Source organism: Thermomonas sp., from assembly GCF_023953935.1.
In the GTDB taxonomy this organism is placed as follows: Bacteria; Pseudomonadota; Gammaproteobacteria; order Xanthomonadales; family Xanthomonadaceae; genus Thermomonas.
Window position 1 is genome coordinate 180,974 of record NZ_JAMLIW010000002.1, and the last position, 22,820, is coordinate 203,793.

The window sequence follows — 22,820 nt, forward strand, 5'->3', positions numbered from 1 at the left end:
TCACCAATCACCAATCACCAATCACCAATCACCAATCACCAATCACCAATCACCATGTTTCAAACATCAACAATGATGCGAAAAACTTGCACTGACACGCCCGTCATGCTGCAATTGCACGATGATTTCCGCCGCCCAACTGCGCGCCGCGCGCGCCCTGCTCGGCATCGACCAGCGCACGCTGGCCACCTTGGCCGGGGTGTCCCTACCCACCATCCAGCGCATGGAAGCCAGTCGCGATGAACATGTGCGCGGGGTGGTGTCGACGTTGACGAAAGTTGTGGCGGCGCTGGACGCCGCCGGCATCGAGCTGATCGGCAACGACCATCCCAGCCAGGGGCGCGGGCGCGGCGTCCGCCTCAAAACTCCCCAGTGATGCCCGTGCCTTCCGCAGCGGAACCCGTCTGGCGCCAGTTCGAGCCGAAGCTGGTGACGGTTCTGCGCGAAGGCTATTCGCTTGCCAGGTTCCGCAACGATGCCATCGCCGGACTCACCGTAGCGGTGGTCGCGCTGCCGCTGGCGATGGCGCTGGCGATCGCCAGCGGCGCGGCGCCGGAGAAGGGCCTGCACACCGCGATCATCGCCGGTTTCCTGATCTCGGCCCTGGGCGGCTCGCGGGTGCAGATCGGCGGGCCAACCGCCGCCTTCATCCCGGTGGTATTTTCGGTCATCCAGCACCACGGCTACGGCGGACTGATCCTGTGCACCCTGCTCGCCGGGCTGATGCTGATCGCAGCCGGGCTGTTGCGGCTGGGCGCGCTGATGAAGTTCATGCCGCAGCCGGTGATCACCGGCTTCACCGCGGGGATTGCAGTCAGCATTTTTTCCAGCCAGATCAAGGACGCGCTGGGCCTGCGCATGGGCGCGGTGCCGGGCGAGTTCCTGCCGCGCTGGCAGGCCTATTTCAGCCACCTGGACAGCCTGCAGCCGGCGACGCTGGCGCTGACCGCACTCGGCCTGGCGGTCATCCTGGTGCTGCGCCGCTGGCGCCCGAACTGGCCCGGTTTCCTGCTGGCGCTGCTGGCCTGCACGCTGGCCGCGCTGGCGCTGGCGCTGCCGGTGGACACCATCGGCAGCCGCTTCGGCACCCTGCCCGCCGCCCTGCCGGCGCTGAGCCTGCCGCAGATCCCGCTGGATCGGATCACCGAACTGCTGCCCAGCGCCTTCACCATCGCTTTCCTCGCCGGGGTGGAATCGCTGCTGTCGGCCGTGGTCGCCGACGGCATGACCGGCCGCCGCCACCGCTCCAACGCCGAGCTGATCGCGCAGGGTGCCGCCAACGTCGGTTCGGCGCTGTTCGGCGGCCTGCCGGCAACCGGCGCGATCGCGCGCACCGCCACCAATATCCGCGCCGGCGGCACCACCCCGATGGCCGGCATCCTGCACGCGGTGCTGCTGCTGGTGTTCATGCTGGCGCTGGCGCCGGTGCTGCGCTACATCCCGCTGGCCGCGCTGGCCGCCATCCTGCTGATGGTGGCCTGGAACATCAGCGAGGTGGAAACCTTCAAGCGCACGCTGTCGGCACCGAAAGGAGATCGACTGGTGCTGCTGCTCACCTTCGGCCTGACCGTGGCCTTCGACCTGACGGTGGCGATCGAAGCGGGCCTGGTGGTGGCGGCCTTCGTGTTCATGTTCCGCATGGCCGAAACCGTCGAGGTCTCTTCGGGACTGCAATTGCTGGGCTCGGAGGAATCCGACAATCCCGACGACGCCCGCCAGCGCCAGCGCCTGCCGAAGGACACCGAGGCCTTCCAGATCAATGGCCCGTTGTTTTTCGGCACCTCGGGCCGGCTCGACGACCTGCTGGGGCGCTTCCGCAGCCCGCCCAAGGTGTTCATCCTGCGCATGCGACTGGTGCCGATGATCGATGCCAGCGGCGTGCACGCGCTGAAAGGGCTGGTCACGCGCTGCCGCAAGCGCGAGATCACGTTGATCCTCTCCGGCCTGCAGGGCCAGCCGGCGCGGGTGCTGGCGCAGATGGACATCGCCGATGCAGGCAACGTGCATCTGGTCGGCGATTTCGACGCGGCGGTCGCGCTGGCCGAACGCCTGACCGCACCGGCACCGCCCGCCTGAATCAGGCGCTCGCCAGCTTCACACCCGCGCAAACACCAGCGTGCCGTTGGTGCCGCCAAACCCGAAACTGTTGGACATCACCACGTCGAGCCTGGCATCGCGGCTTTCACGCGCAATCGGGAAGCCTTCCGCGCCGGGATCGAGGGTCTCGATGTTGGCCGAGCCGGCGATGAAACCGTCGCGCAGCATCAGCAGGCTGTAGATCGCCTCGTGCACGCTGGCGGCACCGAGCGAGTGCCCGGACAGGGCCTTGGTCGACGACAGCGGCGGCACCTTGGCACCGAACACTTCGCGCACCGCGTTGAGTTCGGTGATGTCGCCCAGCGGTGTGGAGGTGCCGTGGGTGTTGAGGTAATCGACCGGACGATCCACGCCGGCCAGCGCCATCTGCATGCAGCGCACCGCGCCTTCGCCGCTGGGCGCGACCATGTCGGCGCCGTCGGAGGTGACGCCATAGCCGATCAGTTCGGCGTGGATGCGGGCACCGCGCGCGACCGCGTGGTCCCAGTCTTCCAGCACCAGCATGCCGCCGCCGCTGCCGATCACGAAGCCATCGCGATTAACGTCGTACGGGCGCGAGGCTTTTTCCGGCACTTCGTTGCTGCCGGTGGACAGCGCGCCCATCGCGTCGAACATCACCGTCATCGTCCAGTGCAGGTCTTCGCCGCCGCCGGCGAACACGATGTCCTGCGCGCCGTGGCGGATCAGGTCGGCGGCCGCGCCGATGCAGTGCGCGGAGGTCGCGCAGGCGGCGCTGATCGAATAGCTCAGGCCGCGGATCTTGAACGCGGTGGCGAGGTTGGCCGAGACCGTGGAGCACATCGTGCGCGGCACCATGTAAGGGCCGACCTTGCGCACGCCGCGCGCGCGCAGGATGTCGGCGGTTTCCACCTGCCAGTGGCTGGAGCCGCCACCCGACCCTGCAATCAGTCCGGTACGCGGGTCGCTGACCTCGGCCTCGGACAACCCAGCATCAGCGATTGCATCGCGCATCGCCACGTAGCTGTAGGCGGCGGCATCGCTCATGAAGCGCTTGAGCTTGCGGTCGATGACGGCATCGAGATCAAGCTCGACCGCACCGCCGACCTGGCTGCGCAGGCCATTGTCCACCGCGTCCTGCAGCAGGCGGATGCCGGAACGGCCCGCGCGCAGTGCGCTGGAAACGCTGTCGAGGTCATTGCCGAGGCAGGACGTGATCCCCATGCCGGTGATGGCGACGCGACCCATGTTCATCCTCCGGAAACCGCTTCGAACAAGCCCACGCGCAGATCCTTGGCGGAATAAATCACCTCGCCATCGACCAGGGTGCGCGCGTCGGCCTGGGCGACCACCAACTTGCGGTTGATGACGCGGGTGATGTCGATTTCATAGCTGACCTTGCGGGCAGTGGGCAGGACCTGCCCGGTGAACTTGACCTCGCCGCAGCCCAGCGCGCGCCCGCGCCCGGGCGAACCCAGCCAGGTCAGGTAGAACCCGACCAGTTGCCACATCGCATCCAGCCCGAGGCAGCCGGGCATCACCGGGTCGCCGAGGAAATGGCACTGGAAAAACCACAGGTCCGGATGGATGTCGAGCTCGGCACGCACGAAGCCCTTGCCGTGGCTGCCGCCGTCGTCATTGATCTCGACGATGCGATCGAACATCAACATCGGGTCGGCCGGCAGCCGCGCGGTGCTGTTCGGGAACAGTTCCCCGCGGGCGCTGGCAAGCAGTTGCTCGCGGGTGAACGAGGAAGCGCGGGTCATGGCAGGCATCAATCCGGTAAACGGCTGATTGTAAGCACGACGGCCACGACATACCTACGCGTATTGCGTATCTGGCGATGCCCGATCGCCAGAACGCGACCCAGGGCAACGCTGATTTTTTCCGCGTTGCCTCGGTTGCGCGCCGTCAATGCCGCATATGGCTGTGATCGACGGCGGCGGGCACAGCCGGTTCGACGGCCGCCGGTGCTTGCAGGACCTCACGGCCCTTGCCGATTTCCTTTTCGAACCATTGCGCGAAATACGGCGTCTGCACGAAGCCCTGACTCCAGCCAAAATCCAGTCCCACAAGGTAACGATCTGCGGCACCCCGGCCATTGATCCGCGCCGGCACGACCAGCGCACGGCCGCCGTCACGACCGGCTTCCTCGACCATCGCCCGCACCTGGGCCACGGCGAGCTTGTTCTTGTCCGGCCAGTCTTCGCGCCAGGTGGCTACGCGAAACGCATGGAAATGATCGCCGCCGATGGCGCGCATCTGGCTGGCAAGGCTCTCCAGCAGGTCCAGCCAGCGCTGGTTGGCCGCGTCCTCACCCTGGCCGTGGGCAGTCAGGATGATCGTTTCCCTGGCCGGGTCGGTGGACACGCTGAGGGCGTTGGCCAGCAGTGCCCGGGCGAACAGTGGATCCGCATCGACCCCGCCCACCGTCACCATCGGCAGCGCCGAACGGATCCGCGGCGCGGCCGCAATGCCCGCTTCCATGCCGTGGCCACCCATGTCCATGCCGTGCATGCCACCCATCGCGTGCCCGCCGTGCGCGGCCGGCGCTGCGCCGCTTTCCACGTCCAGCCCCAGCATTCGATCCACATCGCTGCGGAACGAATCGGCCATGCCGAAGGCACGCACGACCACCACCGCCTGCGCGTTCGCGCGCTCCAGTTCACGCACGGCGCGATCGACCGTCGGCGGGTCCGCCATCGAGAACGCGAACGCCAGCGGATGGCGCGAGGCGAGCGGCGCCAGCGCCTGTTCGATGGCGTCGTTCCAGAACCAGTCCGCACCATGGGTCAACGCCACCACCCCGATGCGCGAGGAGTCCGCCGCCGGCTGTTGCAATGCAACTTGCGCGAAGGCGCGCTGCATCCACTGCACCAGCGCGTCGGTGGTCGCCAGCGGTGAAGCCAGCAGTTGCGCGTCCTTCGGCAAGTCGGAGGCAAACCAGCCGGTGAACTCCATCATCGTGTCGGCCCGCGGCGCCAGTGCGACCGGGACCACGACCGCGCCCTGCGCCGCCCTCACCGCCGCACTGAAACGCGCCCGCAGCGCTTCCGCGTCCGGCACCCGGCGCTCCGGATACACCGTGGCATCGATCGCGTCGGGCGCAAGCGTGCTGGCAAATCCGCCCATGCGCCGCAGTTCCGAGCGCATGGCTTCCGCCGCGGCGGCGCTGCCCGCGCCGTAGCCCAGCAGCAACAGCCGCTGCCCGTGCGCCGACGCGTCCCGCAGCCGCGCGGACAAGTCTTCAACCGCCAGATAGGAGGCCCCGTAAGGCTTGGCATAGGCCATCGTCACGCCCTGCGCCTGACGCGCCTGCAACCAGCCCTGCGCCTGCTGCCAGCGTGCTTCCTGCGCGGAGACAAACAGCGGCAGGACCGTCACCGTCCGCGCTCCGCGCGCGCGCAGCGCGGCCAAGCGGGTATCCAGCACCGCTTCGCTGCGGGCATCGGTGACATACAGCAACTCGGCATTGCGGCCCTGCGCGAAGGCTTGGAAGGCATCGCCAATCTCGGCATTGCCGAGGAAACCGCGGTCCGGGGTGATGACCAGCACGCCATTGGCCGGCACCTGCGCGGCGGCAGGCAAAGCGACCACCGCGACAATCAAGAACAGGACGGCGACAAGCGAACGCAACCAGCGCGACTGGGACAGGACCACGGGCACTCCTCGGCTTCCAGGGAAATCCCCGTCGCATAGGTGACGAGGGCGGGCGCAGTGTACCGGGAAATTCGCCTAAATGGTATTGATTCTCATTACCTGACACGGTACCGTTCGGACCACCCCGCCTCGCCCGTTGGCAGGGCTTCAAGTCCGCCCGTACTGGTCCTCGTAGCGCACGATGTCGTCTTCACCCAGATAATCGCCGGACTGGACTTCGATCAGTTCCAGCACGTCCGCACCTGGATTCTCCAGACGGTGCCGCGCCCCGATCGGGATGTAGGCAGACTGGTTGGCGTACAGCTCGAACACGTCGTTGTCACGCGTCACCCGCGCGGTGCCGCGCACCACCACCCAGTGCTCGGCGCGGCGCTTGTGCGATTGCAACGACAGCCGCGCGCCCGGCTTGACCTTGATGCGCTTGACCTGGAAGCCATCGCCCACGTCCACCGAGTCGTAGCTGCCCCAGGGACGGTAAACCTCGCGGTGGAACACGACCTGGCTGCGCTGCGCGTCCTTCAGCTGCGCGACCACCTCCTTGACCTGCTGAACCCGATCCTTGCGCGCCACCAGCACGGCGTCGGCGGTTTCGACCACCACGATGTCATCCACGCCCACCAGCGCCACCATCCGCTGCGCCCAGGCGTAGCTGTTGCGGGAATCAACCGTGATGACTTCGCCACGGCAGGCATTGCCAGAGGCGTCCTGGGCGCTCACGTCCCACAGCGACGACCACGAGCCGACGTCGTTCCAGCCGAAGTTCACCGGCAACACCATCGCGGCATCGGTGTGTTCCATCACCGCGTAGTCGATCGAATCGGACGGGCAGTCGGCGAATGCGATCTTGTCCAGACGGATGAAATCGCCATCGCGCGCGGCGGTGGCATGGGCCGCGCGTACCGCTGCCGCGATCGCGGGCCGGAAGCGCTGCAACTCCTCCAGGAAGCGCGAGGCGCGCAGCAGGAACATGCCGCTGTTCCAGAAGAAATCACCGCTCGCAAGATAGCCCTGTGCGGTGGCCGCATCGGGCTTCTCGACGAAGCGCAGCACCTTGCGCACGCCCTCGCCGGACGCCGCCTGGATGTATCCGAAGCCGGTTTCCGGCGCGGTCGGCACGATCCCGAAGGTCACCAGCGCGCCCGCTTCCGCCGCCGGGCTGGCCACGCGCACCGCCTCCCGGAACGCGGCCGGATCGCGCACCACATGATCCGAAGGCAGCACCAGCAACAACGGGTCCTCGCCGCCGGCCATCGCCTGCAACGCCGCAGCAGCGATGGCCGGCGCGGTATTGCGGCCCAGCGGCTCCAACAGGATGGCCGGCACCGGCGCACCGATCTGGCGCAGTTGCTCGGCCACGAGGAAGCGGTGTTCTTCGCCGGCCACGACGATTGGTGCAACATCCGCAATCGCCGCGACCCGCTGCCAGGTCGCCTGCAGCATGGTCTCCTCGCCAGCCAGCGGCAGGAACTGCTTCGGATAGGCTTCCCGCGACAACGGCCACAGGCGGGTCCCCGACCCGCCGGACAGCAAGACCGGCTGCAATGTCATCATTTGCTCTGGATTCCTTTCGCTTGTGACTCCGCGCCAGTTTACCCTTGACCCATGACCTCCACTTGCCCTGATCCGCACGACGCGCGTGCCATGCAACGTCTGGCCTGGGCGCGCGCCGCATTGAACGCGCCCGGCGCGGAGCTCGAACGCGCCTCCACCGACGCCGGCTTTCGCAGCTACTGGCGCACGATCGGTCCGGGGCCGAGCCGGATCGTCATGGATTCGCCGCCCGACAAGGAAGACGTGCGTCCGTGGCTGCGCCTGCGCGACCTGCTGGAAGGCGGCGGCGTGCGGGTGCCGCAGGTGCTGGCAAGTGATGTCGAGGCCGGTTTCCTGCTGCTGGAAGACCTCGGCCGTGACACCTACCTGCAGGTCATCGACGCGGACAATGCCGATGCCCTGTTCGATGCCGCGCTGGAGCAGTTGCTGAAGATCCAGCACATCGCCACGCCCGCCGAACTGCCTGCCTACGACGCACCGATGCTGATGCGCGAGCTGCGCCTGTTCGACGAATGGTTTTGCGAGCGCCATCTGGGCCTGGCGCTGTCCGATGCCGAACGCGGCGTGCTGGCAGAGGCCCATCGCTTCCTGATCGAGTCCGCATTGGCGCAGCCGCAGGTGCTGGTGCACCGCGATTTCATGCCGCGCAACCTGATGCCGGCCAGCGCTGGCCCGGCGGTGCTGGATTTCCAGGATGCGGTGCGTGGGCCACTTGCGTATGACGCCCTCAGCCTGTTCAAGGACGCCTTCCTGAGCTGGCCCGAAGCGCGCGTCGACGCATGGCTCGACCACTATCACGCTCGTGCCACCACCAGCGGCCTGCCGGTGCCGTCGCGGACGCAGTTCCGTCGTGATGCCGACCTGATCGGCGTCCAGCGCCACCTGAAGGTGATCGGCATCTTCGCCCGCCTGCATCACCGCGATGGCAAACCGAAATACCTTGCCGACGTGCCGCGCTTCTTCCGCTATCTCGACGCCACGCTGCCACGCTACCGTGAACTCGACGGCCTGCGCGGTTTTCTCGATGCCCGCGTGCGGCCCGCCCTCGCGGCCGCGCCGCAGGTGCCGTCATCGTGAACGCGCTGATCTTCGCCGCCGGCCTCGGCGAGCGGATGCGTCCGTTGACCGACCACACGCCCAAGCCGCTGCTGCGCATCGCCGGCAAGCCGCTGATCGTCTGGCATCTGGACAAGCTGGCCGCGCTGGGCGTGCGCGACGTCGTCATCAACACCTCCTGGCTCGCCGCGCAGTTTCCGGACGTGCTGGGCGATGGCAGCCGCTGGGGGCTACGGATTCACTACTCGTTCGAAGGCCCGACCCCGCTGGAAACCGGCGGCGGCATGTGGCACGCCTTGCACCTGCTGGGCGATGCCCCCTTCCTCGCCGTCAACGGCGACATCTGGAGCAATCTCGATTACGCGTCACTGCCGCGCGAACCCGTGGGCGATGCGCATCTGGTGATGGTGGACAATCCCGCGCACAACCCGGCCGGCGACTTCGCGCTCGGCACCACGGGTCAGGTCCATTCCGAAGGCGCGCAGCGGCTGACCTTCGCCGGCATCGGCGTGTACCGCCCCCGTCTGCTCGACGGCTGGCAGACGGTGATCGGCGCGGTGCCCGGCGTCGAAGCAACACCGCCACGCTTCAAGCTGGCACCGCTGCTGCGCGCGGCGATGGCGCGCGGTGCCGTCACCGGCCAGCACCACCGCGGCCGCTGGACCGACGTCGGCACGCCGCAGCGACTGGCCGAACTTGATGCCACGCTGCGAAAGTAGGGGTGATCGAAACGATGCCTCACCTCGGCTCCCGCTAAGCGAACCGCAGTTTCGAAATTCCGCCGACCCTCATTGCAAGCGCGCCAGCCCGGCCTGGGCGCGCCGCAGCACCGGCAACTCAAGATCGGCCTCCTTCCAGAGCGCCAGCAGCTCAGAATAGGCGCGGGCGGCACCCGCGCGATCCCCGGCGCGTGCCAACGCTTCGGCCAAGCGCAAACGCGCCATCGGACCGACCGGCAGGTTCATGGCCAGCCCACGGTGCGCGAGGATGCGCTGGAACTCGGAGATGGCCTTTTGCTCATTCCCGGCGGCCACATGGGCTTCGCCGCGCATGTAGATCGGGTACAGCGTGGTCCACCACAGCGGGCTGGAGCGTGTGACCCCCAACTCGAATGGCGCAGCGGCGCGCAGCAGTGTGAGCGCCGCATCCGCATCACCGCGATTCAGTGCCAACCGGGCGCGCAATGTGGGCAGGTAGTTGAACTGGACGAAGGTATCCTCAGGATAATCGCGCGCCAGTTGCGCAACCAGCGGCGTGGCTTGCGCGGTATCGCCGATCACGGCATAGGCCAGTGCGGCGCCGTACAGCACATCCCGCGACGGCACCCGCGCCAGTGCCGCCTTGGCGTCTTGCCTGGCCGCGTCCGGCTGTCCGTACAGGGCTTCGCGCACGGCAGACATCGCCAGATAAGTGGCGCTGGGTTCCTGCCCTCCTGTTCGCAGCGATGTGGCCATCGCCTGCTCCGACAGCCGCCGCGCATCCCGCAGCCGGCCGTGATACGCCGCGGTTTCGGCCTCGCTGGCCAGCAGTTGATCCTCGATGCCAGGCAATCCGCTGGCCGCGGCCACCTGCTGTGCCATGCCTGCCGTGTCCCCGCTCAGAAAGGCCAATTGGTAAAGATCAAGGATGAAAAAAGACGACGCTTGGAGCTGACGCTTGCGGGCGTTGGCGTAAGCCGCACGGGCCGCATCGAAGCGATCCAGCGCAATGTCGGCATCCATCAGGAAGGCGTAGGGGAAGGCGTTGGCGGGGGCCAGGCGAATCGCGTCGAGCGCCTGCATCCGGGCGCGTTCGTATTCACCGAGCACCGGATAGATCGAACCGGCCAGCAGGATGCGCGGCATCGTCGCGCGCGGATAGGCCTGGATCCAGGCCAGGCTGGCCTGCACGGCGCTGTTGATATCGCCATTGCCGCTGCGCCCGTAACGGGCAACGATGAAATAGCGCTCCGCTTCGCTGACGTTGCTGCGCAATGCATAGGCGCGGCGCGCGTAGTCGGCGGCGATGCGCGATTCGCCCAGAGTGGTGTATTCGATCGTGAGCGCCCCGTACGCCAACGCAAAATCGGGGTCGAGTGCGATGGCCCGCTTGAACAGCGGGATGGCCTGGGTGGAATCACGGTGGGTCCACAGCACCCGCATGCCCTGGCTGTAGGCCTTGAGCGCGTCCAGCGACGGCGTGGTGGCCTGCTCCAGCGGTGTATCGAAACGGCGCACGCTGCTCAAAGCCTCGCCCAGGTGGCCACGCAGGCGGGATGCAAGGCTTCCCAGCGTGGCAAGCACGCGGCTCTTGCCTGCCGCTTCGCTCTCGGTGCTGGCGAGGGTTTCGCCGTTGGCGCAGTCTCGCGCCCGCAGGGTGAGCTGATAGGGGGCCCCGACTTGCGCGATCGTGCCTTCGATCACCGCCGCACCGCCCACGCGCTGGCACAGGTCCAGTGCGGTGGCGGCATCCAGCCGCGCATCGGACCTTCGGCCCATCATCACCAGCGCCTGCCGCACCCGGTCCTCGGTGACGATGCTCAAAAATGGAGATTGCTCGAGCTGGATCGACAGGCCCTGTCGCAGCGAGTCATCGAAAACCGGATCGCCGGTGCGATTGTCGAATTCGGCCAGCACGACCGTGTCACGGTCGGTCAGCGCGCGTGCCGGAGGACGCAGGAAACCCCAGGTCGCCACGCCGATGACTGCAAGCACCGCCACGGCCAAGGCGAACCGGCGGACCTGCGGCGACCGCCAGCCGGATGCCGGCGCGGCCTCCACCGCTGCCAGCGCTTGTGCCAGTTCGGTGGCCGTTTGCCAACGCTGGGCAGGATCCTCCTGCAGGCAGCGCGCGATGATGGTTGCGAGCGGCCGCGACGGAATCGGTGCGCCGGCCTGCCCCACCCGGCTTCCGGTCAGCATTTCATGCAGGACGCAGCCGAAGGAATAGATGTCCGAGCGGGGGTCGGCTGGCTGGCCCTTGCGTTGCTCGGGCGAAGCGTAGGCCGGCGTGCCCATGACGTTGCCGATCGCGGTGGTGGATTCATCGGCATGAAACCGGGCCAGCCCGAAATCCAGAATCTTGATCCCGGACCCGGCCAGCATGATGTTGCCCGGCTTCAGGTCGCGATGCGTGATCCCCTTGGCGTGCGCCGCCGCCAGCCCGGCGAGGATCTGCGCGGCGCAGGCCAGCGCATCGTGCACCGACAGCGCACCCTGCAGCAGCCGCGCGGCCAGGGTGTCGCCCTCGATCAGCTCCATCACCATGTAATCCGGACCAACGTCATGCAACGCGCAGATGTTGGGATGGTTCAACGCCGCAATCGCCCGCTGCTCGTCGCGAAACCGGGCGCCAAACCGCTCCTGCACGCGCTTGATGGCGACGCTGCGGCCCAGGCGGGTGTCGGTGGCTCGATACACCTCGCCCATCCCGCCTTTGCCCAGGCTGCCCTCGATGCGGTACGGCCCCAGCAGCGTGCCAACGGGCCACGCCGCCTGCGCGGGCCCAGAGGGCAGAGACAGCGCATCCAATGCCGGCGGGCGATCCAGGAACACGGCGTCGGTGTCCTGCGCGAGCAGGGATTCCACTTCCCGCCGCAGCTCAGGTGTGGTCTGTTCCAGCAGCGCGGCGCGCGCCTCGGCGCCGGCCTCGCGGACCGCGTGGTAGAGCTCGGCGATCTGCTGGAAACGCCGCGGATCCATGGCGCGTCAATCCCTTGAAGAAAGGTCTGAACAGGTTGTTCCGGCGATCGTTCCGGCGCCGGCGGTCACGCTTGACCGGCCAAGGCAACGCTGATTTTCCAGCGCATCCCTGAATCAAATCTCCCCGCGCAATTCCCGCAGCAGCCAGGCCTTGGCCAGATCCCAATCGCGCCGCACCGTGCGCGGCGACACCTCCAGCAGCGCGGCCACTTCGTCCTCGCCCAAGCCGCCAAAATAGCGCAACTCGACCACCTTGGCCTGGCGCGGCGCCACCTGTGCAAACGCGGTCAGCGCGTCATCCAGGGCCAGCAGGGTCGGATCCGGCGTTTCCGGCACCAGCGCCGCCTCGTCCAGCATCACGTGCACGACGCCCGCCCCGCGCTTGTCGGCGTCCCGGGCGCGTGCGGCGTCCACCAGGATCCGCCGCATCATCTGCGCGGCCACGGCGAAAAACTGCGCCCGGTCACGCCAGTCGACGGCCGCCGCATTGGTCAGCCGCAGGTAGGCTTCGTTGACCAATGCGGTGGTTTGCAGGGTGTCCGGCTTGCGCTCGGCGCGCATGTGGCGGTGGGCGATCCGGTGCAGTTCGGCGTACACCTGCTCGGTCAGCGCGGCCAGCGCCGCCTCGTCGCCGCCGGTCCAGGCTTTCAGCAACCCGGTGACGTCGGCCGCTGGATCAGCCACGGCCTGCCTCCGCGGCGCGCCCACGGGAAATTTCACCGGCGATGGCCACTTTCGGCCTCGGCTTGCGCCTTTGCCCTGTGAGGGAGGACACCCAAGTCGCCCCGCCATCGAGGAAATCACGATGAAACACCGCAAAACCTCCATCGCCACGGCATTGGCGAGTATAGCCATCCCGACCGCACTGGCGATCGCCAGCCCCGCCGCGCAGGCGCAGTCCGCCACGCCGGCCAACTCGCCCTATGCCGGCCTGTTCGACAACATGGTGGTGTATGGCGACAGTTTCAGCGATGGCGGCAATTTCTCGCTCGCCATGGGCTATCCGGAAGCATCGCGCTTCACCACCAATCCGGGTCTGGTGGCGGTGGAATACTTCGCCCACTACTTCGGCATGCCGCTGGCGGCATCGGAACAAGGCGGCGGCAATTACGCGTTTGCCTTCGCCAGCGTTCGTGAACCCTCGCCCGGCGTGCCCTCGCTGCCCGAGCAGCTGGCGATGAGCCTGCAGGCCAACGGTGGCAAGGCCGACCCGAGGACGCTGTACACGATCGTCGGCGGCGCCAATGACGTGTTCACCAACTTCACCTCGGTGGGAATGGGGCTGCTGACCCCGGAAGAAGCCGCCGCCAATCTCAAGCTGGATGCGCAGGCCGAACTCGACATGCTCCACCAGCTGGAGCAGGCCGGCGCGCGCTACGTGATGGTGTTCAACCTGCCCGATCTAGGGCTGTCGCCCGACATCGTCGCGCTGGGCCCCGATGTGGCCGCACAGCTCACCGAAATGACCCGGATCTACAACGACGCGCTCAACGCCGGGCTGGGGAATACCGGGCTCAACGTGATTCCGGTCAATACGTTCGGGCTGTTCAGCGAATTCGTCGCCGACCCGTCGCGCTACGGCCTGGGCAATGTCACCGATGCAGCCTGCGGCGCTGGCTCGCTGGCGGTGGACTGCGGGCCGCAAGGCTCCGGCATGCCCTACACCTATGCGTTGGGCACCGAGATGACGTATCTGTTCGCGGATTTCGGCCACCCCGGCACCGCCGCGCACAAGATGCTGGCGCAGTACGCACAATCCATAGTGATAGCGCCCGGACAGATGTCGCTGCTGGGCGAGGCGCCGCTGCAATTCGGCAACGACGTGCAACATGGGGCACTGGATCAGGCCCTGCTCCGGACTGCGGATGCCTCCTCCGGGTGGCGTCCGTGGATCCGTTTCAGCCATATGCGCGATCGCTTCGATGCACAGGTGAATTCGCCGGCCAACCGCGCCGAATCCAATACCCTGAGCATCGGTGCCGACATCCAGGCCAGCCCGACGCTGACGGCCGGCCTGGCCGTGAGCCTGGGCCGGCAGCGCGATGCGTTTGCCGGCAATGCCGGCGGCTTCCGGCTCGATGACACCCTCGGCACCGGCTATCTGGCCTGGCGTTCGGAACACGCATTTGCGGGCATCGCCGCCAGCTATGGCCAGCTGCGCTTCCGCGACATCCATCGCAATGTCGCGATCGGCCCGGATCTGCGGCGCGAGCGCGGTGACACCTCCGGCACCCAGGCGGCGCTGACGTTGACCGGCGGTTGGTGGTTCGACATGGGGACGTGGAAAACCGGACCGTTCGCCGATCTGAGCTGGCAGCGCATCCGCATCGACGGTCATGCGGAAGCGGGCAACGCATCCACCGCCATGTGGTTCGGCCGCCAGCAGCGCCAGGCGATGATCGGCAGTCTCGGCTGGCAGTTGGCGGCGCGCCTGCCCTCCGGCAGCAAGACCCTGTATCCCTACGCACGCATCGCCTGGCACCACGATGCCAAGGCGGATCCGCGCCTGGTCAGCGCCGGTCTGGTCAGCATGGCGGGCAGTTTCGCATTGCAGGGCTACAGCCCGGATCGCAACTGGGCCAGCGTGGACCTCGGGCTGGGCTGCGACTTCAGCCCCAACCTGTCGGGATGGATCGGCTACAGCGGCCGGTTTGCCGACGCCAGCCAGCGTCGGGACAGCGTGAATCTGGGTCTGCGCTTCCAGTTCTGAGCGCAGGCAGCGGAGAGCCTGGGGAGGGCCGGCTTCAACGGCATTCCAGCGCGCCAGGGAAGGCGCGCCTACCCCAGTTCCGGCCCCAGCACCTGGCGCAAAAACGGCACCGTCAGCCGCCGCTTGGCCACCAGCGATGCGTGATCGAGCCGCTCGAACAGGGCGGCGAGGCTGCCCGGATCGCGGCTGCAGCGTTGCAGCATCCAGTCCAGTGCGGCGGCGTCGAAATCCAGCCCGCGGGCGGTGGCGCGTGCGCGCAGCATCCGCGCGCGGCCGGCATCGTCCAGCGTCGGCAACTGCCAGCGGGCGCACTGCGCCAACCGCGAGCGCAGGTCGGGCAGTGCCAGTGGCAGCGCGTCAGGCGCCTCGATCGCGGCGTACAGGCTGCCGCGCCCGGCATCACGCTGGGCGTTGTGGTGATCGAACAGGGCGATTTCGTCGATGCGCTCCCCGGCTACCGCATCCAGATCGTCCAGCGCCACCAGCTCGGCCGCGACGTCTTGCAGCGCCTCGCCCACGCGTCCGCGCAAACCGCGCAGGGACAGATAGACCGTGCGCCGGCCGGCCGCCTCGGCTTCTGCGCAGGCCGCCAGCAGCAGGTGGGTCTTGCCGCTGGAATGCGGGCCGGACAGGAAGATCGGGTCGACATGGCGCCCGAGCGCCAGCGCGCGCAGCTGGTCAAGCAACCCCGTCGGCGCCGCGACGAAGCGCTCGAAGCGCTGGTCAGGCGGCGCGCGCAGCGCCAGCGGGAGCTGCGAACCGATCGCTTCCACGTCAGGAGGCGTCATTTTCACCTTGGCGCTGATCCGGACCGGGCTCACGATCACCCGCAGCGACGCTCGCAGCCTCCGGGGCGGCTTCGTCCGGCACGCCGACGAAGCCTTCGGCATCCAGCAGGATCACCGGCGTATCGCCCGCATACAGCCCGCTGCGGCGATAGCGTTCCTGGGCGTAGCGCAGCAGCACGTTGGCCACCGCCGCCACCGGCAGCGCCAGCAGCATGCCGAGGAAACCGAACAGCACGCCGCCGGCCATCACCGCGAAGATCACCGCCATCGGGTGCAGGCCGATCCGGTCGCCGACCAGCTTCGGCGTCAGGATGTAGCTTTCGATGATCTGGCCGATGCTGAACACCACCGCGACCCCGGCCAGATGCTGCCAATCGCCGAACTGGACCAGCGCGGCCAGTCCACCCAGCACGATGATCGACGCCGGGCCCAGATACGGCACGAAGGTCAGCACCCCGCCGACCAGGCCGATCAGGATGCCGAGGTCGAGCCCGACGGCCCACAGCCCGACGCCGTACAGGATGCCGAGGATCAGCATGACCAGCAGCTGGCCGCGCAGGAAGCCGCCCAGCACCGCATCCGATTCGAGCGCCAGCCGCTTGACGGTGGCGTAGTGGTCGCGCGGCACCAGCGAACCCACGCGGCCGACGATCAGATCCCAGTCGCGCAGGAAGAAGAAGGTCAGCACCGGCAGCAGCACGATGTTCACCAGCCAGCCGATCAGGGCGAAGCTGGACTTCGACACATAGCCCAGCGCCACCGCGGCGAACCCACCGGCGCTCTGCCAGTGCTCGCGCAGCAGGGCAAGCAGGTGCTCGGTGTCCAGCCAGACGTGCAACTGCATGCCGGTGCGCTTTTCGAACCAGGGCACGAGGGTGCCGAGGAACCAGTCGCGATAGCTGGGCACCGAGACGAACAGGGTCGTGATCTGCTGTTCAAGGATAGGAATGAGCAACAGGAGGACGAGCACCAGGATCAGGATGATGGCGGCAAACACCAGGATCACGGCGGTATTGCGACCGACTTTGCGACGCTCGAGACGGTCCACCATCGGATCGCCCATCCAGGCGAGCAAGGCCGCGAACGCGAACGGGACCAGCACCGGGGTCAACAGCCAGATCACCCAGACCAGGCCGACAGCCAGCGCGCCCCACTGCAAGCGCCGGAAAAAGCCCGCGATCGTTGCCAGGTCATCTTCCTTCGACATGCTTCAACCTCCGGCCAGCCGAAAACGCGTCGACCCGCCGGTATCACCCGTCGACGGGTCGGCGGGAACCGCGACCAGCACGCTGCCACGCCCGACATAGCGGGAGAAATTGGCGATCCCGGTGCTCAACTCGAGCTCGAGGTCGAGTTGATCCGGGGTGGCCAGCACCGGGGAAATTCGCCTGACGATCGAGATGCCACCCAGATAACCGGCCACCCGCAGGTAGTCGTCGGCATCGCGCAGGCCGGCAATCTGCACCCGGAAGGTGCCGCCGCTCCCGCCGCTGCCGGCCCGCGCATAGCGCCGATACAGCGCATCGGCGGCCCCGTCGGCGCCGCCGGCCATGGCCCGGCGCGCGTCGGCACTGCTGGTCTGCCAGCGGTTCAGGACCTTGCCGCCATCCACGAGGATCCAGTCCACCTGCCACTGCCCGGGGGTCTTGCGCATTTTCCCGAGCAGCTGGATCGGCGGGCTGTAGCGCCGCGACAGTGCGGCCACCGCCGTGGTGTCGCCGCGCCAGATCGCGCCCACCGCCGCCTGTTCGGCGGCATCGCCGGACGGCAGGCCAAGGGCATAACCGCGGGCGCGGGCCTGGTCCAGCACCGAACGTGCGGCGTTGGCCTGTCCCAGCCCCACCAGCCGCGGCCCGCTGCCATCGTCGATCGCCAGCCACAGCACCGGCTTGGGCCGGGGCTGCGGCCAACTCGGCAAGCCCAGCAGGTCGATCAGATCGTTCACCGCATCCTGCTTGAACCGCACTACCAGCTTGGTCTGGTAGCTCGGCGCGCCGGCCGAGCCGACGCCTTCGTCCTGCCGGTAGTCGTAGCTTTCGACGTAGCTGTCGGCGTCAGCCAGTTCTTCGCGCACGCCGCCGCGCGCGAGCGCCGCGCGATCGCCGGTCATGTTGACCAGCACCTGCGCCAACGCTGCCGCCAGGCCTTTCTTGCGCTCCGCGTCGGTCTGATTGCGCACCGGAACCTCGGCCTCGTAGGCGCCCTGCGCCACCGCACGATCGCCCTCGGTGCGCTGCGCCAGCGCGCTGCCGGCCCACAGCAGGCCCAGCGCCGCCACCAGCAGGCCCAGCCACCACCGATTCACCGTTTGCGACCTCGCGTGCATCACCGCTCCCTGCCAAAACCTGCGACCAATCGGCAAATGGTGCCGCAGGCGGGCGGTGGCGTCCATCGGCAGGCAGTTGTCGCCTCTCCATGCGTGCCTTACAGTGAACCTCATGGTTCAGTATCAAGCCCACCTCGATTCCACCTTCGCGGCGCTCTCGGATGGCACCCGCCGCGGCGTGCTGGAGCAGCTCGGCAGGTCGGATGCCTCGATCAGCGAGCTCGCGCAACGCTTCCAGATGACCCTCACCGGCATGAAGAAGCACGTCAGCGTGCTGGAGCAGGCGGGACTGGTGGCCACCCGGAAAGTCGGGCGCGTCCGCACCTGCACGCTCGGGCAACGCCGATTGCAGGACGAAGCCGCCTGGATCGCGCGCCACCAACAACTCTGGAGCACACGCTTCGATGCCCTCGACGCATTGGTCGAGCAACTGAAACGCAAGGAGAAGGCAGATGCAACGCGAACCCGAATTTAGCGCCAGCGCCGGCAACCCCACCGCCGTGGCGCGCAAGTCCGACTGCGAGCTGGTGGTGACGCGCACCTTCAATGCCCCGCTGCACATCGTGTTCGACGCCTGGAGCAAGCCGGAACTGTTCCAGCGCTGGTGGGTCCCGGCGTCGGCCGGCCTGCGCCTGATCTCCTGCGAGATGGACATCCGCACCGGTGGTCGTTATCGCCTCGTCTTCCAGCATCCAATATTCGAACAGCCGATGGCGTTCTTCGGCAGCTATGTCGAAGTGACCCCGAACCTGCGCCTGGTCTGGACCAACGAGGAAAGCGACCAGGGCGCGGTGACCACGGTGAGCTTCGAAGCCGACGGCGAGCAAACCCGGGTCACCCTGCACGAGCGCTACCCCAGCAAGGAGGCCCTCGACCAAGCCCTCGCCGGCTCGGCCGAAGCCCTGCCCGAGCAATTCAAGCAACTGGATGCGTTGCTGGCGGGATGATCGTGCGAGCGCGACTGACCTCGTGGCCAACCGCAATGCCCGCAGTGATGCGGGTTTTGTGGGTCGCAGGCTGTCGGGACGCAAGGCTGATCCTGTATTCGAACCCGACTCCATTGTTCGGTGGTGAGTTTTCCCCGTTCGGGGATTGAATGGCAGCGACGACCGGCGATGGCAGCGTTCCGTCAAAGGCACTGATCGGGCAACGCCGGCGCCCGGCTGTTAGAATTGCAGCCCTTTGCTCGCACGCAGCGGAATCGCCGTGACGCTTCCTTCGACGCCATCCACGACCGGCCTCACCTACCGCGATGCCGGTGTCGACATCGATGCCGGCAACGCCGTCGTCGAGCGCATCAAGCCCCTGGTGCGGCGTACGCTGCGCCCGGAAGTGCTGGGCGGGGTGGGCTTGTTTGGCGGGCTGTTCGACCTGTCCGGCCGCTACCGGGAACCGGTGCTGGTGTCCGGCACCGATGGCGTGGGCACCAAGCTCATTCTTGCCAAGCAACTGAATCGCCATGACAGCATCGGCCAGGACCTGGTCGCGATGTGCGTCAACGACGTGCTGGTGCAGGGCGCCGAGCCGCTGTTCTTCCTCGATTATTTCGCCACCGGCAAGCTCGACGTCGAGACCACGGTGAACGTGGTCGGCGGGATTGCCAAGGGCTGCGAGATCGCCGGCTGCGCGCTGATCGGCGGCGAAACCGCCGAGATGCCGGACATGTACCCGCCGGGCGAGTACGACCTCGCCGGCTTCACCGTCGGTGCGGTGGAAAAATCGAAGCTCATCGATTCGTCCATGCTGCGCGCCGGTGACGTGCTGATCGGGATTGCGTCCAGTGGCCCACATTCCAACGGCTATTCGCTGATCCGCAAGATCCTCGCGCGCGCCGGTGCCAGCGCCGACAACGGCGGGCTCGACCTCGATCTCGGCGGCGTGACCCTGGCCGATGCGCTGATGGCGCCCACCCGGATCTACGTCAAACCGGTGCTCGAGCTCCTCGCCAAATACAATCATGCGAATCCCTCGCAAGAGCCCGCACATCCCTGTGCGGACTTTCCAATCCACGCCATGGCCCACGTCACCGGCGGCGCGCTGGTCGAGAAAATCATCCGCGTGGTGCCGGCGCCGCTTGGCCTCGACATCGATACCTCGGCGTGGCCGCTGCCACCGGTGTTCGACTGGCTGCAACGCGAAGGCGGCGTCGCCCGCGAGGAAATGTGGCGCACCTTCAACTGCGGCATTGGCTATGTGTTGATGGTCGATCCGGCAGCGGCCTCCGCCATCTCGGCTGACCTGAGCCGACTCGGCCTCGCGCACTGGCAGATCGGCCAGGTGACGCCCGCGCGCGATGGCGAGCGCCTGCGGATCCGCTGATGACGCTGCGCCTCGCCATCCTCGCCTCGGGGCGTGGCAGCAACCTGCAAGCCATCCTCGATGCGATTGCCGTCGGCACGCTGGATGCGCAGGTGGTCGGCGTGTTTTCCGACCAGCCCGCTGCGCAGGCGCTGCACCGCGTCCCCGCCCCGCTGCGCTGGTCGCGCCGGGTCAAGGACTTCGCCAATCGCGAGGCCTTCGATACCGCGCTGGCCGATGCCATCGCCACCGTCGCACCGGACTGGATCGTCTGCGCCGGCTACATGCGCATCCTCGGCGCGGCCTTCGTCGAACGCTTCCCGGCGCGCATCCTCAACATCCATCCCTCCTTGCTGCCGAAGTACAAGGGCCTGCACACCCACCAGCGCGCCCTCGAGGCCGGTGACGGCGAGCACGGCGCCAGCGTGCATCTGGTCAATGCCGAGCTGGACGGCGGCGCGGTACTCGCGCAGGCGCGGGTGCCGGTGCTGCCGGGAGACGATGCAGAATCCCTCGCCGCGCGCGTGCTGAAGGTCGAACACCCCCTGTATGTGGAGGTCCTGCGCATGCTGGCCGCGGGCCGACTCGGCGAACAGGACGGTCAGCCGCTGCTGGACGGTCATCCCGCGTACACCCCGCTGCGGCTAGAGTTCGCCCATTCATGACGGCGCTCCGCGCCCATTCGTCACGCATCGAAGCCCATTCCCGATGAAATCCTTTCGCATCACCGCCGCCCTCCTGCTGTTGCTCGCCTGCCTGCCTGCCTGGGCGATCCAGCCATTCAGCGCCGACTACGACGCCAGTTGGAAGGGCGTGCAGGCCGACGCCAAGATCACCCTGAGCAGCGCCGGTGGCGACCGCTGGCGCTACGAGCTGAGCATCAGCAACCGGCTCGGCAGCGCGCGCCAGATGACCCTGTTCGATGAGCGCGACGGCAGCTTTCGCCCGCTGTCGGGCGTGGATACGGTGCAGGTGTTGTTCAAGAAATCGCGGATCGAAACGACCTACGACTGGACTCGGCTGGAAGCGCGTTGGAGCGGCAACGTGAAGCCCGACCGCGCCGGCCCGGTCCCGCTGCGTGACGGCGACATGGACGGGATGCTGCTGAATCTGGCGATCGTGCGCGATGTGACGGCCAACCGGCCACTGAACTACCGGCTGGTGGACAACGGCTCGGCGCGCGCTCAGAGCTACCGCGTGCTGGGCACCGAGCAGATCACCGTCGCCGGCCAGCCGCGCACCGCCACCAAGGTCATGCGCGGCGACGACCGCAAGCAGGTCATCGTCTGGATCGTGGCCGGGCTGCCCACCCCGGCGCGGATCCTGCAGCGCAAGGACGGCAAGGACGAGATGGAGTTGACCCTGCGCGCGGTGCGCTGAGTCCAGCGCACCATCGCGTTCCACGCTACCAGTCGGAACCGCCGCTGGAGCCGGAGTCGAAGTCGCCGCCGCCGTAGGAGCTGCCGCTATCGCTGCTGCTACTGCTGCTATCGCTGCTGCTGTAACTGCTGCTGTCGCTGCTGCTTGAGCAGAAATCGCCGGGAACGATGCGACTGCTCAATGCCACCTTGCGCCAATCGACGGTCTCGTAAGTGGTGTAGTACTCCTGGCTGCACGTGCTGGAGGTCAGTTCCTCGTGCTCGCAGTTGCCGGCCGGAACCACCGTCTTCGACGCCAGCCGGTGGGTTTTCGATTCTTCGTTGTAAACGTAGTAGTGATCGACGCAAGCCAAGGCCTGCGCGGTCACCTTGGTGTACTTGTGGTACGGCTGCTTGTCGAGCCAGCTTACGAGTCCAAAGCAGCCGCCGATGATGGACACCAGCACGGCCAGCACGATCATGCAGCCAGTCTTGCCTACCGTTTTTTTTGGCTCCATCGCTGCGTGCATGGCACGCGGCCCCATCGGCAACGTGTAAAGCCGCAGGATCTCCGCCACCCCGGCCTTGAGCCCTGCCTTGTAGTCGGCCCGCTTGAATTTCGGGGCGATGAACTGGCTGGAAACGGCATTGAGATTGCCCGAACTCACCTTGCGCGCGACGCCATTGCCGGCGACGATCTGGATCCGGCGCGGATTCAGCACGACCAGGATGAAGAGGCCGTTGTCGATGTCATCGCGACCGACGCCGAGTTCCTGGGCACGGCGACGGGCGTAATACTCGACGTTCTCGGTGATGGTATTGACGGTCTCCACCGCGACCACGATCTTCGACTCGATCGAGCGGAAATACGCCAGCAGATCGGCTTCTTGCGCATCGTTCATCAAATTCGCGGTATCGATGACGAGATCGTTCTTGCGAACCACGGCGGCGGAATCGACGACCACCATCCGCGCATCGACATCGAGGAATTCGTTGCGGCAGTCCTGGCACATCCATTTGCCGGTATAGCCGTCCTGCTTGAGCTGGGTGCCGCCGCAGTTCGGGCAGACGAACACCCGGCCCTCGGCGATATCGTCCCCGCGCGCGGCGTTTTCGTCATCGACCGAGACCACCGGAGTCTGGGTGGCGGTCCACTTGGCACGGCAATACTGGCACGTCCACTCGCCGGTCACCGGATGCTGCACGACCTGCGACGAGCCGCATTTCGGGCAGGTGGTTTCGGCCAGCCCGTCCCTGGACTTCTCCGCATAGCCGGTCGGGCTGGCCGATTGCTTGGGGTCATCGCCGCTGGTCATGGGCAAATGGTAGCAGCGCCCG

20 protein-coding genes are annotated in these 22,820 nt (G+C 67.4%); 10 read left to right on the forward strand and 10 right to left on the reverse strand.

Annotated features, from left to right (window positions below):
* The first annotated feature begins 121 nt into the window (after nucleotides 1-121).
* Together M9902_RS03645 and M9902_RS03650 are read left to right on the forward strand one after the other, a co-directional pair.
* Nucleotides 122-376, forward strand: a complete 255-nt coding sequence (locus M9902_RS03645; RefSeq protein WP_297221231.1) for a helix-turn-helix domain-containing protein — start codon at nucleotides 122-124, stop codon at nucleotides 374-376.
* On the forward strand, nucleotides 376-2,076 hold the full coding sequence (locus M9902_RS03650) for a SulP family inorganic anion transporter (protein ID WP_297221232.1): 1,701 nt from the start codon (nucleotides 376-378) through the stop codon (nucleotides 2,074-2,076). The genes M9902_RS03645 and M9902_RS03650 overlap by 1 nt, the downstream gene beginning before the upstream one ends.
* Before the next feature lie 18 nt (nucleotides 2,077-2,094).
* On the opposite strand, the gene fabB is transcribed toward M9902_RS03650, so the two are convergent.
* The 4 genes from fabB to M9902_RS03670 all read right to left on the reverse strand — a co-directional run bounded on the left by fabB (nucleotide 2,095) and on the right by M9902_RS03670 (nucleotide 7,266).
* Nucleotides 2,095-3,303 (reverse strand): beta-ketoacyl-ACP synthase I, encoded by a 1,209-nt coding sequence (fabB, locus tag M9902_RS03655; protein WP_297221233.1) that lies wholly within the window; start codon nucleotides 3,301-3,303, stop codon nucleotides 2,095-2,097.
* Nucleotides 3,304-3,305: 2 nt separating this feature from the next.
* Nucleotides 3,306-3,821: a 3-hydroxyacyl-[acyl-carrier-protein] dehydratase FabA gene (gene fabA / locus M9902_RS03660; protein WP_297172009.1), complete on the reverse strand. Its 516-nt coding sequence runs from the start codon at nucleotides 3,819-3,821 to the stop codon at nucleotides 3,306-3,308.
* Nucleotides 3,822-3,966: 145 nt separating this feature from the next.
* Nucleotides 3,967-5,715, reverse strand: a complete 1,749-nt coding sequence (locus tag M9902_RS03665) for a hypothetical protein (protein ID WP_297221234.1) — start codon at nucleotides 5,713-5,715, stop codon at nucleotides 3,967-3,969.
* Nucleotides 5,716-5,862: 147 nt separating this feature from the next.
* Nucleotides 5,863-7,266: a mannose-1-phosphate guanylyltransferase/mannose-6-phosphate isomerase gene (locus tag M9902_RS03670; protein ID WP_297221235.1), complete on the reverse strand. Its 1,404-nt coding sequence runs from the start codon at nucleotides 7,264-7,266 to the stop codon at nucleotides 5,863-5,865.
* Nucleotides 7,267-7,317: 51 nt separating this feature from the next.
* On the opposite strand from M9902_RS03670, the gene M9902_RS03675 reads away from it, so the two are divergent.
* Nucleotides 7,318-8,343 carry a phosphotransferase gene (locus M9902_RS03675; protein ID WP_297221236.1) on the forward strand — a complete coding sequence of 342 codons (1,026 nt, stop codon included), beginning with the start codon at nucleotides 7,318-7,320 and terminating at the stop codon, nucleotides 8,341-8,343.
* Nucleotides 8,340-9,041, forward strand: coding sequence for an N-acetylmuramate alpha-1-phosphate uridylyltransferase MurU (gene murU / locus M9902_RS03680; RefSeq protein WP_297172023.1), 702 nt, complete (start codon nucleotides 8,340-8,342; stop codon nucleotides 9,039-9,041). The genes M9902_RS03675 and murU overlap by 4 nt, the downstream gene beginning before the upstream one ends.
* A gap of 69 nt (nucleotides 9,042-9,110) precedes the next feature.
* On the opposite strand, the gene M9902_RS03685 is transcribed toward murU, so the two are convergent.
* Together M9902_RS03685 and M9902_RS03690 are read right to left on the reverse strand one after the other, a co-directional pair.
* Nucleotides 9,111-12,002: a serine/threonine-protein kinase gene (locus M9902_RS03685; RefSeq protein WP_297221237.1), complete on the reverse strand. Its 2,892-nt coding sequence runs from the start codon at nucleotides 12,000-12,002 to the stop codon at nucleotides 9,111-9,113.
* A 114-nt stretch (nucleotides 12,003-12,116) separates the two neighbouring features.
* The gene (locus M9902_RS03690) at nucleotides 12,117-12,686 is read right to left on the reverse strand and encodes a sigma-70 family RNA polymerase sigma factor (RefSeq protein ID WP_297221238.1); all 570 of its coding nucleotides are present in this window, start codon (nucleotides 12,684-12,686) and stop codon (nucleotides 12,117-12,119) included.
* Between the two features lie 121 nt (nucleotides 12,687-12,807).
* Here M9902_RS03690 and M9902_RS03695 point away from each other — a divergent pair, with 121 nt between their 5' ends.
* Entirely contained in the window at nucleotides 12,808-14,712 is a 1,905-nt protein-coding gene (locus tag M9902_RS03695; RefSeq protein ID WP_297221239.1) for an autotransporter domain-containing protein, read from the forward strand.
* 68 nt (nucleotides 14,713-14,780) lie between these two features.
* Here M9902_RS03695 and hda read toward each other — a convergent pair whose 3' ends face one another.
* From hda to M9902_RS03710, 3 genes are read right to left on the reverse strand one after another with little or no spacing between them, the layout of a single operon-like run.
* Nucleotides 14,781-15,500 (reverse strand): DnaA regulatory inactivator Hda, encoded by a 720-nt coding sequence (gene hda, locus M9902_RS03700; protein ID WP_297221240.1) that lies wholly within the window; start codon nucleotides 15,498-15,500, stop codon nucleotides 14,781-14,783.
* Nucleotides 15,487-16,707, reverse strand: coding sequence for an AI-2E family transporter (locus M9902_RS03705; RefSeq protein ID WP_297172038.1), 1,221 nt, complete (start codon nucleotides 16,705-16,707; stop codon nucleotides 15,487-15,489). Before M9902_RS03705 ends, hda begins: the two co-directional genes overlap by 14 nt.
* Before the next feature lie 3 nt (nucleotides 16,708-16,710).
* Nucleotides 16,711-17,826, reverse strand: a complete 1,116-nt coding sequence (locus tag M9902_RS03710; protein WP_297172041.1) for a DUF2066 domain-containing protein — start codon at nucleotides 17,824-17,826, stop codon at nucleotides 16,711-16,713.
* A 55-nt stretch (nucleotides 17,827-17,881) separates the two neighbouring features.
* On the opposite strand from M9902_RS03710, the gene M9902_RS03715 reads away from it, so the two are divergent.
* The 5 genes from M9902_RS03715 (at nucleotide 17,882) to M9902_RS03735 (ending at nucleotide 21,504) form a co-directional block, all read left to right on the forward strand.
* Nucleotides 17,882-18,301 (forward strand): metalloregulator ArsR/SmtB family transcription factor, encoded by a 420-nt coding sequence (locus M9902_RS03715; protein WP_297221241.1) that lies wholly within the window; start codon nucleotides 17,882-17,884, stop codon nucleotides 18,299-18,301.
* On the forward strand, nucleotides 18,279-18,773 hold the full coding sequence (locus tag M9902_RS03720) for an SRPBCC family protein (RefSeq protein WP_297172047.1): 495 nt from the start codon (nucleotides 18,279-18,281) through the stop codon (nucleotides 18,771-18,773). Before M9902_RS03715 ends, M9902_RS03720 begins: the two co-directional genes overlap by 23 nt.
* Before the next feature lie 259 nt (nucleotides 18,774-19,032).
* A complete protein-coding gene (gene purM / locus M9902_RS03725; RefSeq protein WP_297221242.1) occupies nucleotides 19,033-20,145 on the forward strand; it encodes a phosphoribosylformylglycinamidine cyclo-ligase in 1,113 nt (370 codons plus the stop codon).
* Nucleotides 20,145-20,789, forward strand: coding sequence for a phosphoribosylglycinamide formyltransferase (gene purN, locus M9902_RS03730; RefSeq protein ID WP_297221243.1), 645 nt, complete (start codon nucleotides 20,145-20,147; stop codon nucleotides 20,787-20,789). The genes purM and purN overlap by 1 nt, the downstream gene beginning before the upstream one ends.
* A gap of 43 nt (nucleotides 20,790-20,832) precedes the next feature.
* The gene (locus M9902_RS03735) at nucleotides 20,833-21,504 is read left to right on the forward strand and encodes a DUF3108 domain-containing protein (RefSeq protein ID WP_297221244.1); all 672 of its coding nucleotides are present in this window, start codon (nucleotides 20,833-20,835) and stop codon (nucleotides 21,502-21,504) included.
* A 25-nt stretch (nucleotides 21,505-21,529) separates the two neighbouring features.
* On the opposite strand, the gene M9902_RS03740 is transcribed toward M9902_RS03735, so the two are convergent.
* Entirely contained in the window at nucleotides 21,530-22,798 is a 1,269-nt protein-coding gene (locus tag M9902_RS03740; RefSeq protein ID WP_297221245.1) for a TPM domain-containing protein, read from the reverse strand.
* Nucleotides 22,799-22,820 lie beyond the last annotated feature (22 nt).

Coding starts and splice junctions, on each gene's coding strand:
- M9902_RS03645 (WP_297221231.1), top strand. CDS start 122: ATGATTTCCGCCGCCCAACTGCGCGCCGCGCGCGCCCTGCTCGGCATC.
- M9902_RS03650 (WP_297221232.1), top strand. CDS start 376: ATGCCCGTGCCTTCCGCAGCGGAACCCGTCTGGCGCCAGTTCGAGCCG.
- fabB (WP_297221233.1), bottom strand. CDS start 3,303: ATGGGTCGCGTCGCCATCACCGGCATGGGGATCACGTCCTGCCTCGGC.
- fabA (WP_297172009.1), bottom strand. CDS start 3,821: ATGACCCGCGCTTCCTCGTTCACCCGCGAGCAACTGCTTGCCAGCGCC.
- M9902_RS03670 (WP_297221235.1), bottom strand. CDS start 7,266: ATGATGACATTGCAGCCGGTCTTGCTGTCCGGCGGGTCGGGGACCCGC.
- M9902_RS03675 (WP_297221236.1), top strand. CDS start 7,318: ATGACCTCCACTTGCCCTGATCCGCACGACGCGCGTGCCATGCAACGT.
- M9902_RS03685 (WP_297221237.1), bottom strand. CDS start 12,002: ATGGATCCGCGGCGTTTCCAGCAGATCGCCGAGCTCTACCACGCGGTC.
- M9902_RS03695 (WP_297221239.1), top strand. CDS start 12,808: ATGAAACACCGCAAAACCTCCATCGCCACGGCATTGGCGAGTATAGCC.
- hda (WP_297221240.1), bottom strand. CDS start 15,500: ATGACGCCTCCTGACGTGGAAGCGATCGGTTCGCAGCTCCCGCTGGCG.
- M9902_RS03705 (WP_297172038.1), bottom strand. CDS start 16,707: ATGTCGAAGGAAGATGACCTGGCAACGATCGCGGGCTTTTTCCGGCGC.
- M9902_RS03710 (WP_297172041.1), bottom strand. CDS start 17,826: ATGCACGCGAGGTCGCAAACGGTGAATCGGTGGTGGCTGGGCCTGCTG.
- M9902_RS03720 (WP_297172047.1), top strand. CDS start 18,279: ATGCAACGCGAACCCGAATTTAGCGCCAGCGCCGGCAACCCCACCGCC.
- purN (WP_297221243.1), top strand. CDS start 20,145: ATGACGCTGCGCCTCGCCATCCTCGCCTCGGGGCGTGGCAGCAACCTG.
- M9902_RS03735 (WP_297221244.1), top strand. CDS start 20,833: ATGAAATCCTTTCGCATCACCGCCGCCCTCCTGCTGTTGCTCGCCTGC.
- M9902_RS03740 (WP_297221245.1), bottom strand. CDS start 22,798: ATGACCAGCGGCGATGACCCCAAGCAATCGGCCAGCCCGACCGGCTAT.